Source organism: Veillonella sp. S13053-19 (assembly GCF_002959835.1).
Taxonomy (GTDB): domain Bacteria; phylum Bacillota; class Negativicutes; order Veillonellales; family Veillonellaceae; genus Veillonella; species Veillonella rogosae.
The window spans coordinates 19,298-38,056 of sequence record NZ_PPDA01000013.1 but is presented as its reverse complement, the minus strand read 5'-3'; the positions used below and the strand labels follow the sequence as shown (position 1 = coordinate 38,056).

Annotated in this window: 17 protein-coding genes; 16 read left to right on the top strand and 1 reads right to left on the bottom strand. The window is 38.0% G+C overall.

What is annotated here, in order from left to right; translation table 11 throughout:
* Positions 1–246 precede the first annotated feature (246 nt).
* From VEHSUH06_RS08185 to VEHSUH06_RS08140, 10 genes are all read left to right on the top strand, one after another.
* Complete coding sequence (locus VEHSUH06_RS08185; RefSeq protein WP_105098487.1) at positions 247–1,431, top strand: M20 family metallopeptidase; 1,185 nt, start codon at positions 247–249, stop codon at positions 1,429–1,431.
* Between the two features lie 19 nt (positions 1,432–1,450).
* Positions 1,451–2,461 carry an ornithine carbamoyltransferase gene (gene argF, locus VEHSUH06_RS08180; protein WP_105098486.1) on the top strand — a complete coding sequence of 337 codons (1,011 nt, stop codon included), beginning with the start codon at positions 1,451–1,453 and terminating at the stop codon, positions 2,459–2,461.
* Between the two features lie 122 nt (positions 2,462–2,583).
* Positions 2,584–3,534: an N-acetyl-gamma-glutamyl-phosphate reductase gene (gene argC / locus VEHSUH06_RS08175; RefSeq protein WP_105098485.1), complete on the top strand. Its 951-nt coding sequence runs from the start codon at positions 2,584–2,586 to the stop codon at positions 3,532–3,534.
* A 10-nt stretch (positions 3,535–3,544) separates the two neighbouring features.
* A complete protein-coding gene (gene argB, locus VEHSUH06_RS08170; RefSeq protein ID WP_105098484.1) occupies positions 3,545–4,402 on the top strand; it encodes an acetylglutamate kinase in 858 nt (285 codons plus the stop codon).
* 82 nt (positions 4,403–4,484) lie between these two features.
* Complete coding sequence (locus VEHSUH06_RS08165; protein ID WP_105098483.1) at positions 4,485–5,672, top strand: aspartate aminotransferase family protein; 1,188 nt, start codon at positions 4,485–4,487, stop codon at positions 5,670–5,672.
* Between the two features lie 137 nt (positions 5,673–5,809).
* The gene (locus VEHSUH06_RS08160) at positions 5,810–5,992 is read left to right on the top strand and encodes a hypothetical protein (protein ID WP_105098482.1); all 183 of its coding nucleotides are present in this window, start codon (positions 5,810–5,812) and stop codon (positions 5,990–5,992) included.
* Positions 5,993–6,087: 95 nt separating this feature from the next.
* Entirely contained in the window at positions 6,088–7,266 is a 1,179-nt protein-coding gene (locus VEHSUH06_RS08155) for a M20 family metallopeptidase (protein WP_105098481.1), read from the top strand.
* Between the two features lie 263 nt (positions 7,267–7,529).
* Positions 7,530–8,885: a C4-dicarboxylate transporter DcuC gene (gene dcuC, locus VEHSUH06_RS08150; RefSeq protein WP_105098480.1), complete on the top strand. Its 1,356-nt coding sequence runs from the start codon at positions 7,530–7,532 to the stop codon at positions 8,883–8,885.
* A 112-nt stretch (positions 8,886–8,997) separates the two neighbouring features.
* Positions 8,998–10,008, top strand: coding sequence for a DUF805 domain-containing protein (locus VEHSUH06_RS08145; RefSeq protein WP_233187918.1), 1,011 nt, complete (start codon positions 8,998–9,000; stop codon positions 10,006–10,008).
* 179 nt (positions 10,009–10,187) lie between these two features.
* Complete coding sequence (locus VEHSUH06_RS08140; protein ID WP_105098478.1) at positions 10,188–11,372, top strand: MFS transporter; 1,185 nt, start codon at positions 10,188–10,190, stop codon at positions 11,370–11,372.
* Between the two features lie 147 nt (positions 11,373–11,519).
* On the opposite strand, the gene VEHSUH06_RS08135 is transcribed toward VEHSUH06_RS08140, so the two are convergent.
* On the bottom strand, positions 11,520–12,506 hold the full coding sequence (locus tag VEHSUH06_RS08135) for a GMP reductase (protein ID WP_105098477.1): 987 nt from the start codon (positions 12,504–12,506) through the stop codon (positions 11,520–11,522).
* Between the two features lie 196 nt (positions 12,507–12,702).
* On the opposite strand from VEHSUH06_RS08135, the gene thiT reads away from it, so the two are divergent.
* From thiT to VEHSUH06_RS08105, 6 genes are all read left to right on the top strand, one after another.
* Positions 12,703–13,233 (top strand): energy-coupled thiamine transporter ThiT, encoded by a 531-nt coding sequence (thiT, locus tag VEHSUH06_RS08130; protein WP_105098476.1) that lies wholly within the window; start codon positions 12,703–12,705, stop codon positions 13,231–13,233.
* Positions 13,226–14,350, top strand: a complete 1,125-nt coding sequence (locus VEHSUH06_RS08125) for a molybdopterin-guanine dinucleotide biosynthesis protein MobB (protein WP_105098475.1) — start codon at positions 13,226–13,228, stop codon at positions 14,348–14,350. The genes thiT and VEHSUH06_RS08125 overlap by 8 nt, the downstream gene beginning before the upstream one ends.
* Positions 14,331–15,566: a molybdopterin molybdotransferase MoeA gene (locus VEHSUH06_RS08120; protein WP_105098474.1), complete on the top strand. Its 1,236-nt coding sequence runs from the start codon at positions 14,331–14,333 to the stop codon at positions 15,564–15,566. The genes VEHSUH06_RS08125 and VEHSUH06_RS08120 overlap by 20 nt, the downstream gene beginning before the upstream one ends.
* 299 nt (positions 15,567–15,865) lie before the next feature.
* Positions 15,866–16,201, top strand: a complete 336-nt coding sequence (locus tag VEHSUH06_RS08115; RefSeq protein ID WP_105098473.1) for a cupin domain-containing protein — start codon at positions 15,866–15,868, stop codon at positions 16,199–16,201.
* A gap of 72 nt (positions 16,202–16,273) precedes the next feature.
* Positions 16,274–17,341 (top strand): zeta toxin family protein, encoded by a 1,068-nt coding sequence (locus tag VEHSUH06_RS08110; protein WP_105098472.1) that lies wholly within the window; start codon positions 16,274–16,276, stop codon positions 17,339–17,341.
* Positions 17,342–17,355: 14 nt separating this feature from the next.
* Positions 17,356–18,384: an AraC family transcriptional regulator gene (locus tag VEHSUH06_RS08105; protein ID WP_105098471.1), complete on the top strand. Its 1,029-nt coding sequence runs from the start codon at positions 17,356–17,358 to the stop codon at positions 18,382–18,384.
* Positions 18,385–18,759: the final 375 nt, after the last annotated feature.

Below are 18,759 nucleotides of genomic sequence, written 5' to 3'. Positions count from 1 at the left end.
TATACCGAAATAACATTGGCGATACATTAGTTGTTTTTATAATAAATCTTCTGAAAATATATTAAGTTAACATTAAGTTTATAGTTCTATGACTAAAATTAATTTGTAATATACAAAATAAAAATACATAAATTGCGTATAAATACTTGTACTTTGTGATTGGTGGTATTATAATACGTACATAGGTTATAAAAATACACAAAATATGTATAAAATATACATGAAGTGTATAAAGGAGATAAGGTAATGAATACATTACAAGATTTAATCAAACAATACGCCTCACAATATATAGAACAAGTTGTGGAATGGCGTCGATATATTCATAGCCATCCAGAGTTATCTGGTGAAGAAAAACATACATCTTTATTTATCCAAAAGGTTCTTGGTGAATTAGGAATTCCTTTTGTAAATGATGTTTCTGATTATGCAGTTATCGGCAAAATCGAAGGAGCTCATACGGGGCCAGTTATTGCATTGCGTGCTGATATAGATGCATTACCCATTCATGAGGAAACAGATTTAGCATTTGCCTCCCAAAATGAAGGTGTAATGCATGCTTGTGGTCATGATAGTCATATAGCGATTTTGCTTGGTGCAGGTGCAATTCTACAATCCATAAAAGATCAATTGTACGGTACTGTAAAGCTCGTATTTCAACCTTCGGAAGAAGAGGCTTTGTTTCCAGGTGCTCAAGGTATTGTAGATAGCGGTATCCTCGATGACGTAGATGAGATATATGGTCTTCATGTGTGGCCTCAACTACCAGTGGGAACTATAGGGCTTAAAAAAGGTAATCTCATGGCTGCATCCGATCACTTCCTCGTACACATTAAAGGGAAGGCTACTCATGGTGCGGAACCTCACAATGGGGTGGATGCCATCGTGGCTGCTGCAAACTGGATTGTTAATGTAGAGTCTATGGTGGCTCGTGAAACGAATCCAATGGAAAATCTTGTGTGTACTATTGGTGTCATCAATGGTGGTGACCGATATAATGTGGGCTGCGGTGATGTATATTTAGAAGGCACTTGCCGTACCTATGAACCAGAAAAACGAGATTATATTGAGCGACGATTAGGTGAAAGCTTACAGGCGCTTGATGTGATGTTTAAAACAGAAAGCACTTTAGATTATAAACGTGGTCATGGTGCTACTATTAATCATCCAGAAGCTATTGATTATGCAACATCCATCGTAGAAAAATACCTTGGCAAAGCGGCGGTCGTACATCCCGATTTTCCATCCATGGCGGCAGAGGATTTCTCCGCATACCTTCATAAAATCAAAGGCGCCTTCCTTTGGCTAGGCACGGGATTTGAAGGTAATCCAGCATTACATAATGCATGCTTTACTATTGATGAAAGCATCTTAGAATCAGGCATTACCATGATGGCAGCATTAGCGGCCGAGTTTTTACAAGAAAATTAGTTTGAAATAAGAGGTTATCATGAAAAGTTTACAACATAAATCATTTAAAACAATGCTTCAATATACATCAGAAGAAATTAAATACTTCTTGGATTTAGCTGCAAAATTGAAAGCCGATAAAAAAGCGGGCAAAGAAATCAAAACATTAGAAGGTAAAAACTTCGTTCTTATCTTTGAGAAAGACTCTACGCGGACGCGGTGTGCCTTTGAAGTAGGGGCTGCTGACCAAGGGGCGCATATAACATATCTTGGACCTACAGGTTCTCAAATGAACAAAAAAGAATCCTTGAAGGATACGGCTCGTGTGCTTGGTTCCATGTATGATGCTATCGAGTTTAGAGGCTTTGACCAAGAGGATGTCGATACGTTGGCAGAATACTCTGGCGTGCCAATTTGGAATGGTCTAACTGATATGGATCACCCTACACAAACATTGGCAAATTTCTTAACCATACAAGAAAACATCGAGAAACCATTGAATGAGATTTCCTTTGCCTATGTTGGCCATGGCCAATCTAATATGTGTAATGCATTGATGAGTGGTGCCGTTAAAATGGGCATGGATTTTAGACTCATTGGCCCTAAACAATATTGGCCAGCTGGTCCATTCTATGAAGAATGCTTAAAAGTTGCAAAAGAAACAGGTGCTACCATTACCTGTACAGATGATGTAGCCGAAGGTGTTAAAGGTTTAGATGTAATTTATACAGGCGTATGGGTAACCATGGGCGATACATATGATATGTGGGAAGAACGTATCAATACGTTCAAACCATTCCAAGTTAATGCAGAAATGATGGCATTAACTGGCAATCCAAATACAAAATTCTGTCACTGCTTGCCAGCATTCCACAATACGGAAACACAAGTAGGTAAAGATATCTTTGAACGGTTCGGCATGAATGGTATTGAGGTAACGGAAGAGGTATTTGAAGGTCCAAACTCCTTAGCATTCCAAGAAGCAGAAAATCGTCTCCATACGATTAAGGCCGTTATGGTTGCTACATTTAGTGACTATCCATTGAAATAATTTCATCTCCCTAGAAGGTGATGAATCGTATACTTTGTTTCCTATTTATAATCGGCGAAAGTAATAACTGAGAGTTGTATAAATAGGTGTGAGTCACCAATAGGTGAGAATTGAGGTTTATTATGGCACCCTATAAAGTATTTATTGTCGGTCATGAAGGTACGACAGGTTTAAGAATTCATGAACGGTTATCCGATAGAAAAGATATAGAGTTATTAGCTACAGCTGATGCGGATCGTAAAAATGTGGAGGCTATTAAAGAGGTCGCGAAGGAGGCAGATATTGTATTTCTCTGCTTGCCTGATGCGGCATCTAAAGAAATCATGACCGCTATCGGTGAATTGCCATGTAAGGTAATTGATACATCCACTGCCTTTAGAACGGCTGCTGATTGGGCTTATGGCTTCCCAGAGCTCGGTGCGGATTATAAAACAGCCATTGCTACTGAAAAACATATTGCTAACCCTGGCTGTCATGCGAGTGGAATGATTGCTTGTATAGCACCTCTTGTCAAAGCAGGACTAGTACCAGCGGACTATCCTTTCACTATAACATCTTTAACAGGCTATAGTGGGGGCGGAAAAAAGATGATAGGTCAATATGAAAGTAATCCAAAGGATTATTTCCTTTATGCACCGCGTCAATATGGTCTTAGTCAACAACATAAACATTTACCAGAGGTGCAACATGTTTGTGGCCTTAGTGAAGCGCCTATTTTTATGCCTATCGTTGATGACTACTATTCTGGTATGGAGGTGACGGTTGGTATTCATAGTCGCTTGTGTAGAAAACCAATAAGCATTGATAAAGTGCAACAGGTATTAGAAAACTTTTACAAAGATAGCACAATCATTACTGTCATACCATTTACTGAGAACAGTAATATAGGCATGTTAAATGCCAATCAGTTGAGCAATACGGATAGCATGAAAATTTATGTGACAGGCAACGATGAACGAATTATGGTTCATGCCATATTCGATAATTTAGGTAAAGGTGCATCTGGTGCAGCTGTTCAATGCATGAATATAGCGTTAGGCTTGTCAGAAGAGACTGGATTAGCATTGGGATAGAGGTAATACTATGAAGGATGTATCAAATGCAATGCGGGCGCAGATACTAACGGCGGCCGTTCCATATATAAAACAGTATACAGATCAATACGTAGTCGTTAAATATGGCGGTAATGCCATGACTGATGAAGAATTAAAAAAATCTGTTATGAAAGATTTACTATTACTTCAATTAGTAGGTGTGAAAGTTGTGCTCGTTCATGGTGGAGGGCCGGCTATTAATAGCACCTTAGAGGCCATGCAAATTGAGTCTCACTTTGCCAATGGTTTACGCGTTACCGATGAAGCGACAATGGATGTAGTACAAATGGTATTAGCCGGTAAGGTTAATAAAGGTCTCGTAGCAGACCTGACCGATCTTGGTGGTAAAGCAATAGGCCTCTGCGGTGTAGACGGAAATATGATTCAAGTTCATAAACAAAATGATGAGCTTGGTTATGTAGGTTCTGTAGATACTATTGATACGAGCATTATTCACGATGTTATCAGTAGAGGTTATATTCCTGTAATTTCTTCCATTGGTATGGGGGCAGATGGTAAGACATATAATATTAATGCCGATACAGTAGCTGCAAAAATTGCAGGCGCCCTCAAGGCAGAAACCATGGTTGCCATGACTAACATTGATGGCGTACTAAAAGATGTGAATGATCCAGAATCTTTAATTTCAAAAATTACAATGGCAGAGGCGGAGCAATTAAAAGCGGATGGAATTATTGCAGGAGGCATGATTCCTAAAGTAGATTGCTGTTTAGAGGCCATTAAAGCAGGGGCACAGAAGGTGTTCATCATCAACGGTGAAATTCCACATGCCATTCTTATTGAACTGTTGACTGATGAAGGTCTTGGTACCATGTTTGTAGCTTAAAGTAGTAAATATAATGTTGGTAATCATTTGATTACTGTTCATATAGATAGACGGCGGCAAGGCCGTACGTTTGGAGGATATAATGAATAATACAATAGATTTTGAAAAGCAAGATAAAGAATATATAGCCAATACGTATGGCCGGTTTAACGTATGTTTTGAAAAAGGTAAAGGTTCCTTATTATGGGATGTAAATGGTAAAGAATACATCGATCTTGGCTCTGGCATCGGTGTAACAGTCTTTGGTGTAGATGATGATGAATGGACAGAGGCTGTGACAAAACAATCTCATGAGTTGAACCACATTTCAAATTTGTACTATTCTTTACCACAAATTGAATTGGCAAAACAATTGTGTGCTAAAACGGGCATGAAGAAGGTATTCTTCTCCAACTCTGGTGCAGAGTCTAATGAATGTGCTATCAAGGCGGCTCGTAAATATAGCCATGATAAGTATGGTGAAGGTCGTCATGTCATCGTCACCTTGGTTAATAGCTTCCATGGTCGTACTATTACTACCTTGTCTGCTACAGGCCAAGATGTATTCCATCAACATTTCTTCCCATTTACAGAAGGCTTTATTCATACACCTGCCAATGATATTGATGCGGCCCTACAAGCTCTTTCCAATCCTGCCGTATGTGCCATCATGATGGAGCCTATACAAGGTGAAGGTGGCGTTATGCCTTTAGAAAAAGAGTTCGTGCAAGCTGTAACAAAATATGCTCATGAACATGATCAACTTGTGTTAATCGATGAAGTACAAACTGGTAATGGTCGTACGGGCAGTCTATATGCATATCAACAATTTGGCATCGAACCAGACGTAGTATCTACTGCAAAAGGTTTAGCAGGCGGTCTACCAATGGGTGCCACATTGTTTAATGAAAAAATGCAATACGTGTTAAATGCTGGTGCCCATGCTACAACCTTTGGGGGCAATCCAATCTGTGCTGCGGCTGGTAATACTATCATTAGCCGGTTAACGCCTGAATTCCTTGATTCTGTAAAAGCAAAAGGGGAATACGTAAAATCTACATTAGCTGGTAAGCCTGGTATTATTGGTGTTAGTGGTATGGGGCTTATGCTTGGCATTGAGACAACAGTAGATGCTAAAGCAGTTATCGCTAAATGTCTTGAAAAGGGCGTTGTATGCTTATCTGCTAAAAATAAAGTACGCCTTTTGCCAGCTCTTAATATTCCACAAGAACAACTAGAAAAAGCAATCACTATTTTAGCGGAAGTGATTGAAGAATTAGCAGCAAAATAATTTTGGCATAACTTTCATAAACATCATTTAAAACAGTTGAGTACTCGTATAATCATTGAAATAAATCAATGAATATATAGACTTTAGTTCTCATTCGTGTTAACCTAGAAGAAACAGTCTATATTGGAGGAGTAAATATGAATACAGAATCCTTACGTAATGAAGTATTGGTACCTGCAGTAGCAAAAACTTTGAATATTGCTGCTAAAGCAAAACCTACAAAAGAAGAACTTTTCACAACAGCAAAAATCACTGCTGCTGTGGCAGTTGCAACAGCTGTTGTATCCTTGGCGGTACAAGCCGTATTACGCAACCGATAAGACATAAAGAAAACGACATGGCGATGCCTGTCGTTTTCTTTTACTTTTACCCTGTTATTCCCCTTGATTATGGGATTTTATAAGGAGGCGATACCATGCATAGTCGCGATTTAATCGAACAATATAAAGGCTACGTTCAAGAGTGGCGTAGATATTTCCATAAACATCCTGAGCTCAGTAATGAAGAGTTTGAAACAACTAAGACCTTGGCTAAAGAACTAGAGTCTATGGGGGTAGAGGTTCACATTGATACAGAGCGTGGCATCGGCTTAATTGGTATCATCCGAGGTGCTAAACCTGGTAAAGCCATTGCGTTGCGCGCCGATATCGATGCATTGCCTGTTCACGAACATAATACAGTAGACTATAAATCAGAAACTGAAGGCAAAATGCATGCCTGTGGTCATGATGGTCATATGGCTATCTTGTTAGGCGCTGCAAAGATGTTACTGTCTATGAAAGATCGCATCGAAGGCGACGTATATTTAGCCTTTCAACCTGCTGAGGAGACCGGGGCTGGGGCACCAGATTTCATCAAATTTGGCGACTGGTACGATAAGGTGGATGCTATCTTTGGCGGTCACGTGTGGATCGACTTGCCAGCAGGTCTTATCTCTGTAGAGGAAGGACCTCGTATGGCCGCAAGTAGCCAAATTACTATCAATGTAAAAGGTAAGCAAGGCCATGGTGCACAGCCACACCAAGCAGTGGATGCTATCGTTGTGGCTAGTGCTATCGTAATGAACTTGCAAACCGTAGTGTCTCGTAATGTTAGTGCATTGGATTCTCTTGTATTAACTATTGGGAATATTCACTCCGGATCTGAATGGAATGTTATCCCTGGTGAAGCGAAAATGGGTGGTACCATTCGATTCTTTGATCCTAATCAAGAAGAGTATTATGTAGAATCTATACGACGCGTAGTAGAACATACTGCTGAAGCCTATGGTGCTACTGCTACATTAGAGTATGTAAAAAAAGTGCCGCCTACCATTAATGATCCTGAAGCAAGTGAATTGGCAGAACGCGTTGTTATTGATACATTAGGTAAAGAGAAATTATCTAAAATGCGTAAAGTTATGCCAGGCGAGGACTTTGCGTGGTACTTACGAGATAAACCAGGATGCTTTGCCTTTATTGGTATTCAAAATCCTAATGTAGAGGCTACGTACGATCATCATAACAATCGATTTAACATGGATGACTCCGTACTATCTGCGGCATCAGCTGTATATGCAGAATACGCTATTGCATGGTTGAAAGAGCATAAATAAAACTATTTAATCATATAAGCAATAACATACATACTGATTCGCCCAATGGATTGGATATTTGTATGTTTAATAATAAAATCAATTAAATCTTTTCATCATAAAAGCACCATTATCTTAAGGATTATGGTGCTTTTTCATTGTATCTTTATTTATCTTTTGTGCATGATATAGGTATAATATAGGTATAACATGGGTTTAATACAAGTGTAGTATACATCTTATATAGGTCTAATATATATTCTCTAGTTGAGAGGTGCTTATTTATGAATATAGTTATATGTATCACCATTATTGCTATTACAGGTATATTGTTAATGAAGCGCTATCAACCACAGCCAGTTTTAATTGGTATGGGAATTCTCATGATGTTTATTGCTTATGAAGCAAATTGGATTGATGCTATACTCGTTGAGTCTCAATCTACAGGTGTCTTGGTATTTGATGCCATGGATATCGTGCGCATTACCACGTCCGAGAATATAGTAAATTTAGGTCTCATGATTATGACCTGTGCTGGTTATGCAAAATATATGGAGCATATTGGGGCAGGGACGAGATTAGCACATACATTTATACGTCCTTTATATCGTCTAAATCGCCCATATATTGTACTGGCCCTAATGTTTCTTCTTAATATGGGATTATCCATTTGTGTACCTAATCCGTTGAGCCTTGCACTCCTTATGATGGTTACTATGTATCCCGTATTGCTTCGCCTTGGCGTGAGCCCCGTGGGGGCTGCAGCGGTTATTGCTACGGGGCACCTTATGGACGTAGGACCTGGTGCGGTGTCTACCTTACTCATTGCAAAGACCTTAAATATGCCTGTGCCAAACTATTTTGTAGGCTACCAGTTGCGTCTTTATTTCTTAGTCGCTATTGTGACGGCTATAGCACACTTTTTCTGGCAGAAATATCGTGATCGGGTGGAGGAATCTAAGGCTATAGATGCTTGTGAAAGTATTCCAAAGGCGCCCATAGGTCCTAAGCCGTATATGCTATTCCCTTTATTGCCATTGTGTTTTATTTTGGGCTTTAGTCAATACGGTTTACCTGGGGTGAAGATGAATGTAACGTTGGCTATGATGCTTGCTTTTGGTATTGCCTTGTTAGCGGAATTAATTCGTCATCGTAATTTACGGATAGTCCTTAAAAGTACGACTATATTCTTTGAGGGGATGGGAAATCAATTTTCCTATGCTGTAACACTAATTATAGGGGGACAGATTTTTGCACTAGGCTTAGTGAGCTTAGGAATTATTGAATCCTTAGTTAGTGCTCTTCAAACACTATCTCTTAACTCCATTGGACTTACCTCTGTTCTAGGGGGCGGTATGTTGGGTCTTAGCATGGTGACCGGCAGCAATGTGGCACCATTATTTACATTAGTTCCACTAGTACCCAATATCGTAGCTCATCTAGGCCTTGATCCAATTAATACTATGCTTGGTATGCAAAACGGTGCAAGCCTAGGCTTATTCCTTAGTCCCATTAGTCCCGTAATGGTCGGCGTATCAGGCGTGGCGCATATTAAGTCAGTAGACTTACTTAAACGAACTGCTGTACCTGTTTTTGTGGCATTACTTACTAGCTGTGTGGGGATATGGATACTCTATTAAATTTGGATATATACTAAAACTTGTGTAATATGTTATGGTACTAGTTAGTACTGTTGTTAATATTTTATTTAGATATAAAAAATACGGAGCTTGAATGATTAACTTTAACTTTTTGGATGAATGGTTGTTATTAAAACATAATATTAGAAATCTTTTTTTTAATCAAAGATTGACTCGCTTTTCGTATTTTGTAGGCTTAATATTTCTTTTTATAGAGATATATTTTGGTAACTTAATAAACCTTCTTGGGATTATAGGCTCTCTAAAATTTAACTTCAATGAAACTTTTCAGGAGTATTTTGATGATGTAATTTTTTCCTCTAATTACAAGATTGATGAACCAATGTTTATTATAATAACAATTATTTTTAATGTTATAGGTGCTTATGTATTATCTGAATTAGTTAAGAGACGTTTGAATGATTATAGTAATACACGTATTGGACAGTATATACAGTGTTGTATTTTAGCTTTTAATATAGGTATTTTATGCTATTGGGGATATAATCAAAGTTTTGATCATATTAATATTAGTATAACATTTAACCTTTATAGCTATTTTTTCTATGAACATATATTATCTCTATTGCTTGTACTACTACCATCAAACAAAAAAGAAAATATACATGGTCTTTCAAATGGGAATCAAAAGAGTGATGATTATATTATTTTCTTTGAACCCTTTTATAGTCCTAGTAAAACTACTGAGAAAGAGGATTACTGGGATGCTATTGGATTATCTCATTCTATAGATTCTTTTAAAGCTATGTTTATTAATAAGCTATTTGATTACCGAACAAGAGCAAAACGACAAGAATTATATTGGGGCGTGGTTATGTTTCAAATTTTAACAAATGCTCTAAATTCTGTATTGTTCTTTTTTTATGAAAATATATTTAATATTGAAACAGCTATTGTTGCGAGTATTATTATATATTGGATCTTTTGGTTATGGTATATGTTAGCTAATATCAGTTGTACTGTTAGAAGATTACATGATACAGGTCTTAGCGGTTATTGGTTAGTAACATTGTTTATTCCGTTTATTAATATTTATACTTTGTATATGACTGTGTTTAAACCATCTATACATAGTGTTGACTTAAATCCTATTAACGCATAAAGTTAATATTGAATTATGCTAAATAAACCTCTTTACATTTTTTGTAAAGAGGTTTATCATATTCCAAGATTAAATCATATGTAATTAAAATGGTTTCCTGCAGTGGTGCATGTTTTAGCTCATTGCGGATAAAAAGGGCCTTTCTTCGCCGGACGGTTCTAGAAGCCAGAAAGGATGTAATGAACAATCAAGTTTCTATTTCAACAGCAAATATTCGTGGTGCCTTTGGAGGCTTTTTTATCCCCGGTATGTATACAGCTTTATGGGCTGGCTTTGTACCATATTTAAAAGCAAAGCTTAGCATCGGTGAAGATGTACTTGGTTCTATGATTTTAGTGCTCGGTGTAGGTTCTTGTTTGTCCATGTCCATAGCTGGTAAGCTAGTAGAGAACTTTGGATGCAAGAAAGTCGTTTTACTAGCTAGCTTTATTGGGATGTTATCTCTTGCTATTGTTACCATGTGTTCTACAATTGCTACGACCACAGCGGCTTTATTCTTCTTTGGTATTGGCGTCGGCTTAAGTGGTGCATCTGCCAATTTACAAGCTATCTTGACAGAAAAGGTGAGCAAAAAGCACTTGATGGGTGCCTATCATGGTGGGTGGAGCTTAGGTGGCTTTGCTGGTGCTGGCGTTTTACTCGTTCTTTTAAAAATATTGTCCCTACCTGTTAATGAAAGTATTTGGGGACTTCTCATCGTATTATTCATTGCCATGGTTGTAGTCAGCCAATTCATGTTGACCTTTGGTAGTGATCCAAATGCAAAGGTTACTAAAAAATCTAAAAGTCCATTATCATTCCATCCAATTGCTATTATCTTTGGTCTCTTGTCCTTTGTATCTTACTTAGTTGAAGGTGCAGTAGGGGACTGGAGTGCATTATACTTATTCGAAGATAAAGGTATCGTTATCGAAGAAGCCGTTATGGGCGTTATGTTATTTAATGGTACCATGTGTATTGGCCGTTTGCTTGGGAATACAATTGGTAAACACTTAACCTCTAAACAAGTTGTTATTGGTGGTTATTTGTTAGGTGCTATTGCAATGGGGCTTATCGTATTCTTACCAGGTTATGGATCCATGTATACGTATTTATTGCTAGGTATCTCCTTAGCTATGGTAGTACCAAATTTATTCTCTGCTATGGGGGAACAAAATGTTATTCCTATGACACAAGCTGTGGCAACATCTACGATGCTTGGTTATATGGGGATTTTGATGGGACCAGCATTGATTGGTTTCATTGCTCATGGCACAAGTCTTACAGTGGCATTTATCGTATTGACTGCATTACTTGTAGTAAGTGCTGCAATTGGTAAATATGCATATATGTTAATGGACAAATCCAAAGAAGCTGAAGTATAAATAATAGCCCCAAAGACGATATGTCTTTGGGGCAATTTTTATGAAATATGGTAATATTATTATAAATATGTTGATTCGTTATATATTATCGATGAGATACAAAAAAGCCACAGGATAAATCCTGTGGCTTTTACATGTAATATTATATTAGCGATCGCCGTTGAAGATGGAGTTTTTAACAAGTACATAGTCTACTTTGCGGATTGCTTGTAGAGTAGTACCGCCAGCATAAGAGATGGCAGATTGTAAATCTTGTTCCATTTCAACTAATGTATCAAAGATAGAACCTTTGGAGTCGATAAAGATTTTTTTACCTTCTACGTTTTTGCGTTCCCCTTTTTGGAACTCAGAAGCAGAGCCGAAGTATTCTTTTACTGCTTTACCGTCAACGATTTTTTCGTCCCCAGGGGATTCTTCATGACCAGCAAAGAGGGAACCAATCATAACCATAGTAGCACCAAAGCGAATAGATTTAGCGATGTCGCCATGGTCGCGGATGCCGCCGTCAGCGATGATAGGTTTTGTAGCTGCTTTTGCGCACCAGCGAACAGCAGCTAATTGCCAGCCACCAGTACCAAAGCCAGTTTTTAATTTAGTAATACAAACTTTACCAGGACCAATACCTACTTTAGTAGCATCAGCACCAGCATTTTCAAGTTCACGAACGGCTTCAGGGGTACCAACATTACCAGCGATAATGAAAGTTTCAGGTAAGTTCTTTTTAATGTATTGAATCATTTCGATTACTGCGTTGGAGTGACCATGTGCAATATCGATTGTGATGTATTCAGGTGTTAAGTTTGCTTTTTTGAATTCATCAACTAAAGCAAATTCTTCAGCTTTTACGCCGATAGAAATAGAAGAATATAAGTTAAGGTCGTGCATGCGTTTTACAAAGTCCATACGACGTTCAGGTTGGAAACGATGCATGATATAGAAATAGCCTTCACGTGCTAATTTTTCAGCCAACTCTTCGTCAATGATAGTTTGCATGTTTGCAGGTACCACTGGTAAGCGGAATGTGCGTTTACCTAATTTTACATGTGTATCACATTCGCTACGGCTAGAGACGATACATTTATTAGGAATCAATTGCACGTCTTCATAATCAAAGATGTTCGTTGTGTTAATCATAGTTTCTATATCTCCTTCGGGTATTACATATTGAACCTGTACCATTATACAAGAGACTCGTAAAATTTTCAATACGTTCCGAATATTTTGTTTGGTATCACAAAAAAACTGTAGTACAATACAAGTAGACTGTATAAATAAAAAATATCAGTTAAAATATATATAAAAAAATATAATTGTGAGGAGGTCGATTGAAATGGAGCAATCAAAAACTCGAATGCTAGCAGAAGCTGGCGTAGCAATCGCTATTGCACAAGTTTTGTCATTTATTACGATTTTCCATATGCCACAAGGGGGATCTATTAAGGCTGCAGCTTTAGTACCACTTATGCTTTATGCGTACCGTTGGGGCGGCACACGCGGTATTTTTGCCGGTGTTGTGTACGGTATTTTACACTTTATTTTAGGCTTTAAATCATCTGTTCATTACTTGAGTATTATTTTAGACTACTTGGTAGCATATGGTGCTATAGGCGTTTGCGGTTACTTCAAAGATTCTACTTCTGGACTTATTACAGGCTCTATTGTAGGCATCGCATTGCGTTGGGCCGTATCTGTTACTAGTGGCGCCGTAGTCTTTGCTAGCTATGCACCACAAGGGCAAAATCCTTGGATTTACTCTATGGTTTATAATGCTTCCTATATGGTGCCAGATGGCATTTTAAATATTGTAGTTTTATTATTCATCTATCAAGGTGTTAAACGAGGTTTACGACGTCGTGGATAAATTAGGTTTAATTATTTTAGCTGGTGGTCTTAGTACCAGAATGGGCCAACCAAAGGCTTTATTGTCTTGGGTTGGTGGTGAAAGCCTCATATCTCATGCGCTTCGCAAGGGGCTTGATGCAGATGTACATGATATTTTAATCTCTATTGGAGACGATGAGCAATTAGGTCATGCCATTCAGACTCATATTATTGATACTTTATCGAACGATGAACAAGAAAAAGTTTCTATTGTTCGGGATTCTATTGAACGCTGTGGGCCCTTAGGAGGCCTGTATAGCACTTTGGCGGTAGGCCCTAGCCCTGCTTATGCAGTTATGGCCGTAGATATGCCATTTATGGAGATGGATCTCTATTTTGACTGGCTATACCAAGTAGAACATAATGATTGGAACGCCATTATCCCATATGGTAATAGTGACAAAGCTGAGCCTATGGCTGGTATTTATAGAACGCATATTGCATCTTTAATTCAGTCTGTTCTCGTCGGTGAGGATATGTCTTTGCATCATGCCCTTGATGTCATCGGTCACGTTGAAGCTGTGGATGCTAGTGATTATACTTGGGAACTAAGTAATATTAATCGATTTGAAGACTATCAATGGGCACGTGCTTTAGCAGAAAATGAGTTCCGTCGTGTGCCGCTCATTAGTGTAGTGGCATCTAAACGGAAAACTGGAAAGACAACGGTAGTAACACGTCTAGTTTCAGAATTACAACGAGTTGGTTTATCCGTCGGTGTTGTAAAGAGCGATAAGCATGGCTTTCAAATGGATCATGATGGAACCGATACAGACCTTATGTATAAGGCCGGCGCTGATGCTGTTGCTATTGCAGGCCCTACTGAAACAGCGATTCGTATACGCACAAAAGAACAGTCTAGTTTGTACGATTTGACACAGCATATGCCTGTAGATATTGTTATACTAGAAACAAGGTCTCAAGGTATTGCCCCTATTATAGAGGTTACCCAAGAGGGATATACGGAAGAGCTTATCTCGGACGCAATGGACCGAGTGGCCACAATTGAAATTGGTAAGTTGGATCAAGACGTACCTGAATTGGTACGCCATATACAGGAAATGATAAGGAGTTTACATGGCCGTCGTTACTGTTGAGAAGGCACTCCAATTATGGGATGAGGCCTTACAAACACAAGTTCATAAAACTGAAACTATAGCTGTTAAGGCTGCGAAGGGGTACGTATTGGCAGAGGATATTATGGCCTCAACTGATGTACCGGCATTCCCTAAATCTGCCATGGATGGCTATGCTATCGCCTACGAAGAAGGTCGTAATGAATATATCGTTGACGGTATTATTGGTGCCGGCGTTGTATGGGAGCAGGCTGTTGAACCTGGTCATGCAGTGCGAATTATGACTGGAGCACCTGTACCGGATACATGTGATACCGTAATTATGCAGGAACAAGTAGTTGGCTCTGGAGAGCCGGGTACAACAATTACCATGCAAGGTAAATACAAATGTGGGGATCATATCATTCCTCAAGGTGAGGAATGTCGTGCTGGTACTATTGTGATTCCTCGTGGAACAGAGGTAACATCTTCAGTACAAACCATTTTGACTGGTCTTGGTCGGACTGAGATAACTGTCAATGCGATGCCACGTGTGTTAGTTCTTACCTCCGGACATGAGGTGATTGAGCCTGGTGAAAGCTTAACACCTGGTAAAATCTATAATTCTAATCGAGCTATGATTTGTGGTCTCTTGGAGGATTTAGGCTTTCATAAGATTACACACTATCATGTAAGCGATGCGCCAGAGGAACTAGAGTCTGAAATTAACCACGTGTTGAAACTTAGTGAAGAGGCAGATATTATCATCAGTTCTGGTGGTGTATCAGTAGGTCTCTTTGATACGATGCCTCTTATTTATGAGAAACTAGGTGCTCAATCTATTTATGCACGTATTCAAATGCGTCCTGGTGCGGCATCCTATGGTGCTGTGACGCCGAAAGGTCAGATCATCTTTGGTCTATCTGGCAATCCAGGGGCTGCCTTTAACGGCTGGCATTTAATCGTAGCGCCAACGTTGAAGCGCTATAAAGGTTTGGCAAACTGGACTACACCAGTAGTGGCCTGTGTTATGGATTCGGAAATCTTTAAACGCAATGCTTTTGATCGCTATGTACAAGGTAAAGTAATCTTTGGTGGTGGCGCTCCACGCTTTGTGGCTAACCGTCATTTTAACAGTAGCAGCATGTTAGGCTTATATACAGTTAATGCCTTGGCGTGCATTCCGAAAGGCGTACACGAAGTACGTCCTGGCGATACTTTTGATGTGTATCTATTAGGACTACTACCTGCGATTTAAATTATATGAGATTAATAGTTATAGACATTTAATATTTCAAAATTTAGGATATTACATATCTGTAATATTTAGTGATAAAAATAATAGGACGAGGTCTCTTTAGAGGCCTCGTCTATTTGTTTATATAAAATTATTTCAATACTGTTGCTGTAGGTACTGAAATTAAATCTCAATTAATTTATAATAAAGTCGACAAAAGGATAAACCTTTTAGTTACATCAATTGAGTTTTGACAAACTTTATTTCAATCTACTTTTGAATACTTTTATCATTGTATAGTTATATAAGGAGTGATTTCTATGAGTAAGACTTTCACAAAAAATATCCCAGTCAACGAAATTTTATATCTAGGCGATCGTTTGGAGTATAAAGAGGGACAAGTGATTAGTATTACGATTGCCCAAAATGAACGCCTCAGCATTACCTTGTTTGCGTTACCAAAGGGCGAAGAAATCTCTACGCATGTAACTGTAGGTGATGCGATTGTGCAAATCCTCGATGGAGAGGCACATATCGTTGTTGGTGATGTGGAACACAATGTGAAAGCTGGTGAAACATTGATCATGCCTTCTGAAGTCCCTCATAGCCTCGATGCCCAAGAAAACTTCAAGATGCTGTTGACCGTAGTTAAATAAATATATCATAATGAATGCATCCCTTGGATTAGTGGGGATGCATTTTTATATGCTTTGAGAGAGGACTGAACAATGAATATTATTGAACAGTATAACTTAACCTTACAAATAGAAATTCTTAAAGAACAAAGTGCGGAAACACTAGCTCGCTTATGTAAAATCGTAGGCGATAGCAATACTAGTAAGTATATAGATTTACTAAAAGCCTTTTCTTATATTGTTAATACAGAACTGTATATGGTTACATCGGTAGATGAATTAGAATCTTTAAAGTCAAAGATGACAGGTATTGAGCAGCGTATTAAAGCGTCACTAGGGACTGATGCTCATATTGCGGAAGTTGCTAAGTCTTTAAAGTCATATAGTGATATTCAAGATATTGAGTCCTATAGTTCTGAAGACTTTGATAAGGCCTTAGAACGTACCATTGATTTGTTAACGTTTAATAAAAATATATCTAGTACACCTCATGCTGTCATTTTAGGTGGTCAAAGTGGGGCAGGTAAGACTACAATTCATCGTGTAAAAATGTTGGAGTACAAAGGTGACTATATTGTCATTGATGGTGATACATACCGTGCTCAACATCCACATTTTAGAGAGCTACAAGAAAAATATGGTGTTGATAGTGTAGATTATACAAAGACCTTTGCTGGAAAGATGGTAGAGGCTGTAATTGATAAATTAAGCTCTTTACAATACAATTTAATTATTGAAGGCACACTGCGTTCAGCCGTAGTACCAATTAATACAGCTACATTATTAAAATCTAAAGGCTATACCGTCGACTTTTGTTTGATTGCCACTAAGCCAGAGTTATCTTATTTGACGACGCAATTGCGCTATTTAGAAATGATGATCATGGATCCTTTACAAGCGAGAGCTACTCCTAAAGATCATCATGATGGAATTGTAAAATCCTTGGTCGCTAATATTAATGAACTTGAACAAAGTGGACTTTTTGAAAGCCTTCAAGTGTATAAACGTGATTTAGAACAAGTATATAATTCAAAATTATGTACTGAATCTGTTGAAGTTGTCGTAGACCAAATTTTATTTGGTCCGTGGACTCAAGAGGAATCTGCCTTGTTAGAAGTGAGTAAATCACAGGAAAAGGCATTGAGAGCGAAATTACCTTAGGGAGTAAACGTGTAATGGATTATTTTCACTATACATACAAACATAATCACATAGATTTTAGCAGCCATATTTACAAGGTTAGTACGTATCATTACAATTGGCATGGAGAAACGGAAATCCTTATCTTGTTAAAGGGGCGTATTGAGATGAGCTGTAATAGTGAGGTTTTCACGATGGAGCCACTTGATACAATTATTATTTCTCCTCAAGTTGGACATGCTACATTAGCTTTAGAACAGGATACAACAGCCCTTGTTATTCATGTAGGAAAAGAGTTTTTCCAACAATTTGATTCTAATTTTGGGATGTATCAATTTGTGATCCGCTCTGATAAGTCTAATAGACATAATCCGTTCTTCACCTCATTACGACATCATGCAGCGATGATGATGTTGATAAAGGCTAATGGTGAAAGCCCTATTAATCAAATGTGGTTGGAACATCATTATTTAGCCTTAGCCAGTGAGGTATATGATGAAATTGATGCAGTTAAGTCCATACATGTACATTCTAAGCCTGTTGATATGACGGAAGCTACGTTTGATAAGATGATTGCTTATATTGACGAAAATTATCAGCGAAAAATTGAACTGGAAGATATTGCTAAAATTGGTGGTTATAATGTGAACTATACGTCACAGTTCTTTAAACGCCAATTAGGTGTTTCCTTTTTAGAATATGTATTGCGTTTGAGACTACGGGAGGCTACCGTAAGTTTGGCTAACTCTACAGATAGTGTAGCTCATATTGCCATCAATTGTGGCTTTGCAGATATTAAGGCTTTTAACGTAGCCTTTAAGAAGCACTTCCATACGACGCCATCGGAGTATCGTAAGCAAGCAAAAGAGTTCGGGCGTAAAACAAAGTTACATGATTGGAAGGAAATTATTTCTACACAAGAGCAAGATATTTTAGAACTATTACAGTCATTTTTACCATACCAACCGGATTCTAGATACAAAGCTGATTTAGATGTGGCCAACCAAAAACTTAAAGCGGTTACAACACAGTTAGAGAATGTCGTTAATTCATTGAAAGCCTGATTTAGATAGTTTTTGTATCCTTTTAAGCATAAATAATGTAGAATTCTATAACTAATTTGGAACGTATATACAATCATTAGGTATAGGTAAATTTGTATATGGTATAATCCTATAAGAATAAATAGTAAAAGAGCACTACTTTTTGATAGGTAGTGCTCTTTTTGATGTTTTGATATAGGTGTAATTGTATATTTTAGATGGGTAAAAATATAATCATATGGGTGATTTTGTATGAATTTGTCGTGCTTTTACTATCAAAAATCAACTTGTAAATTGGATAGTTATTTCCTGAAAAAAGAGTAGAATGAAATCATCGAAAGGAGCTAAGGTTCCGAAACAGAAATAATTGCGTCTTAAATAATGAAGTCCTTTTGG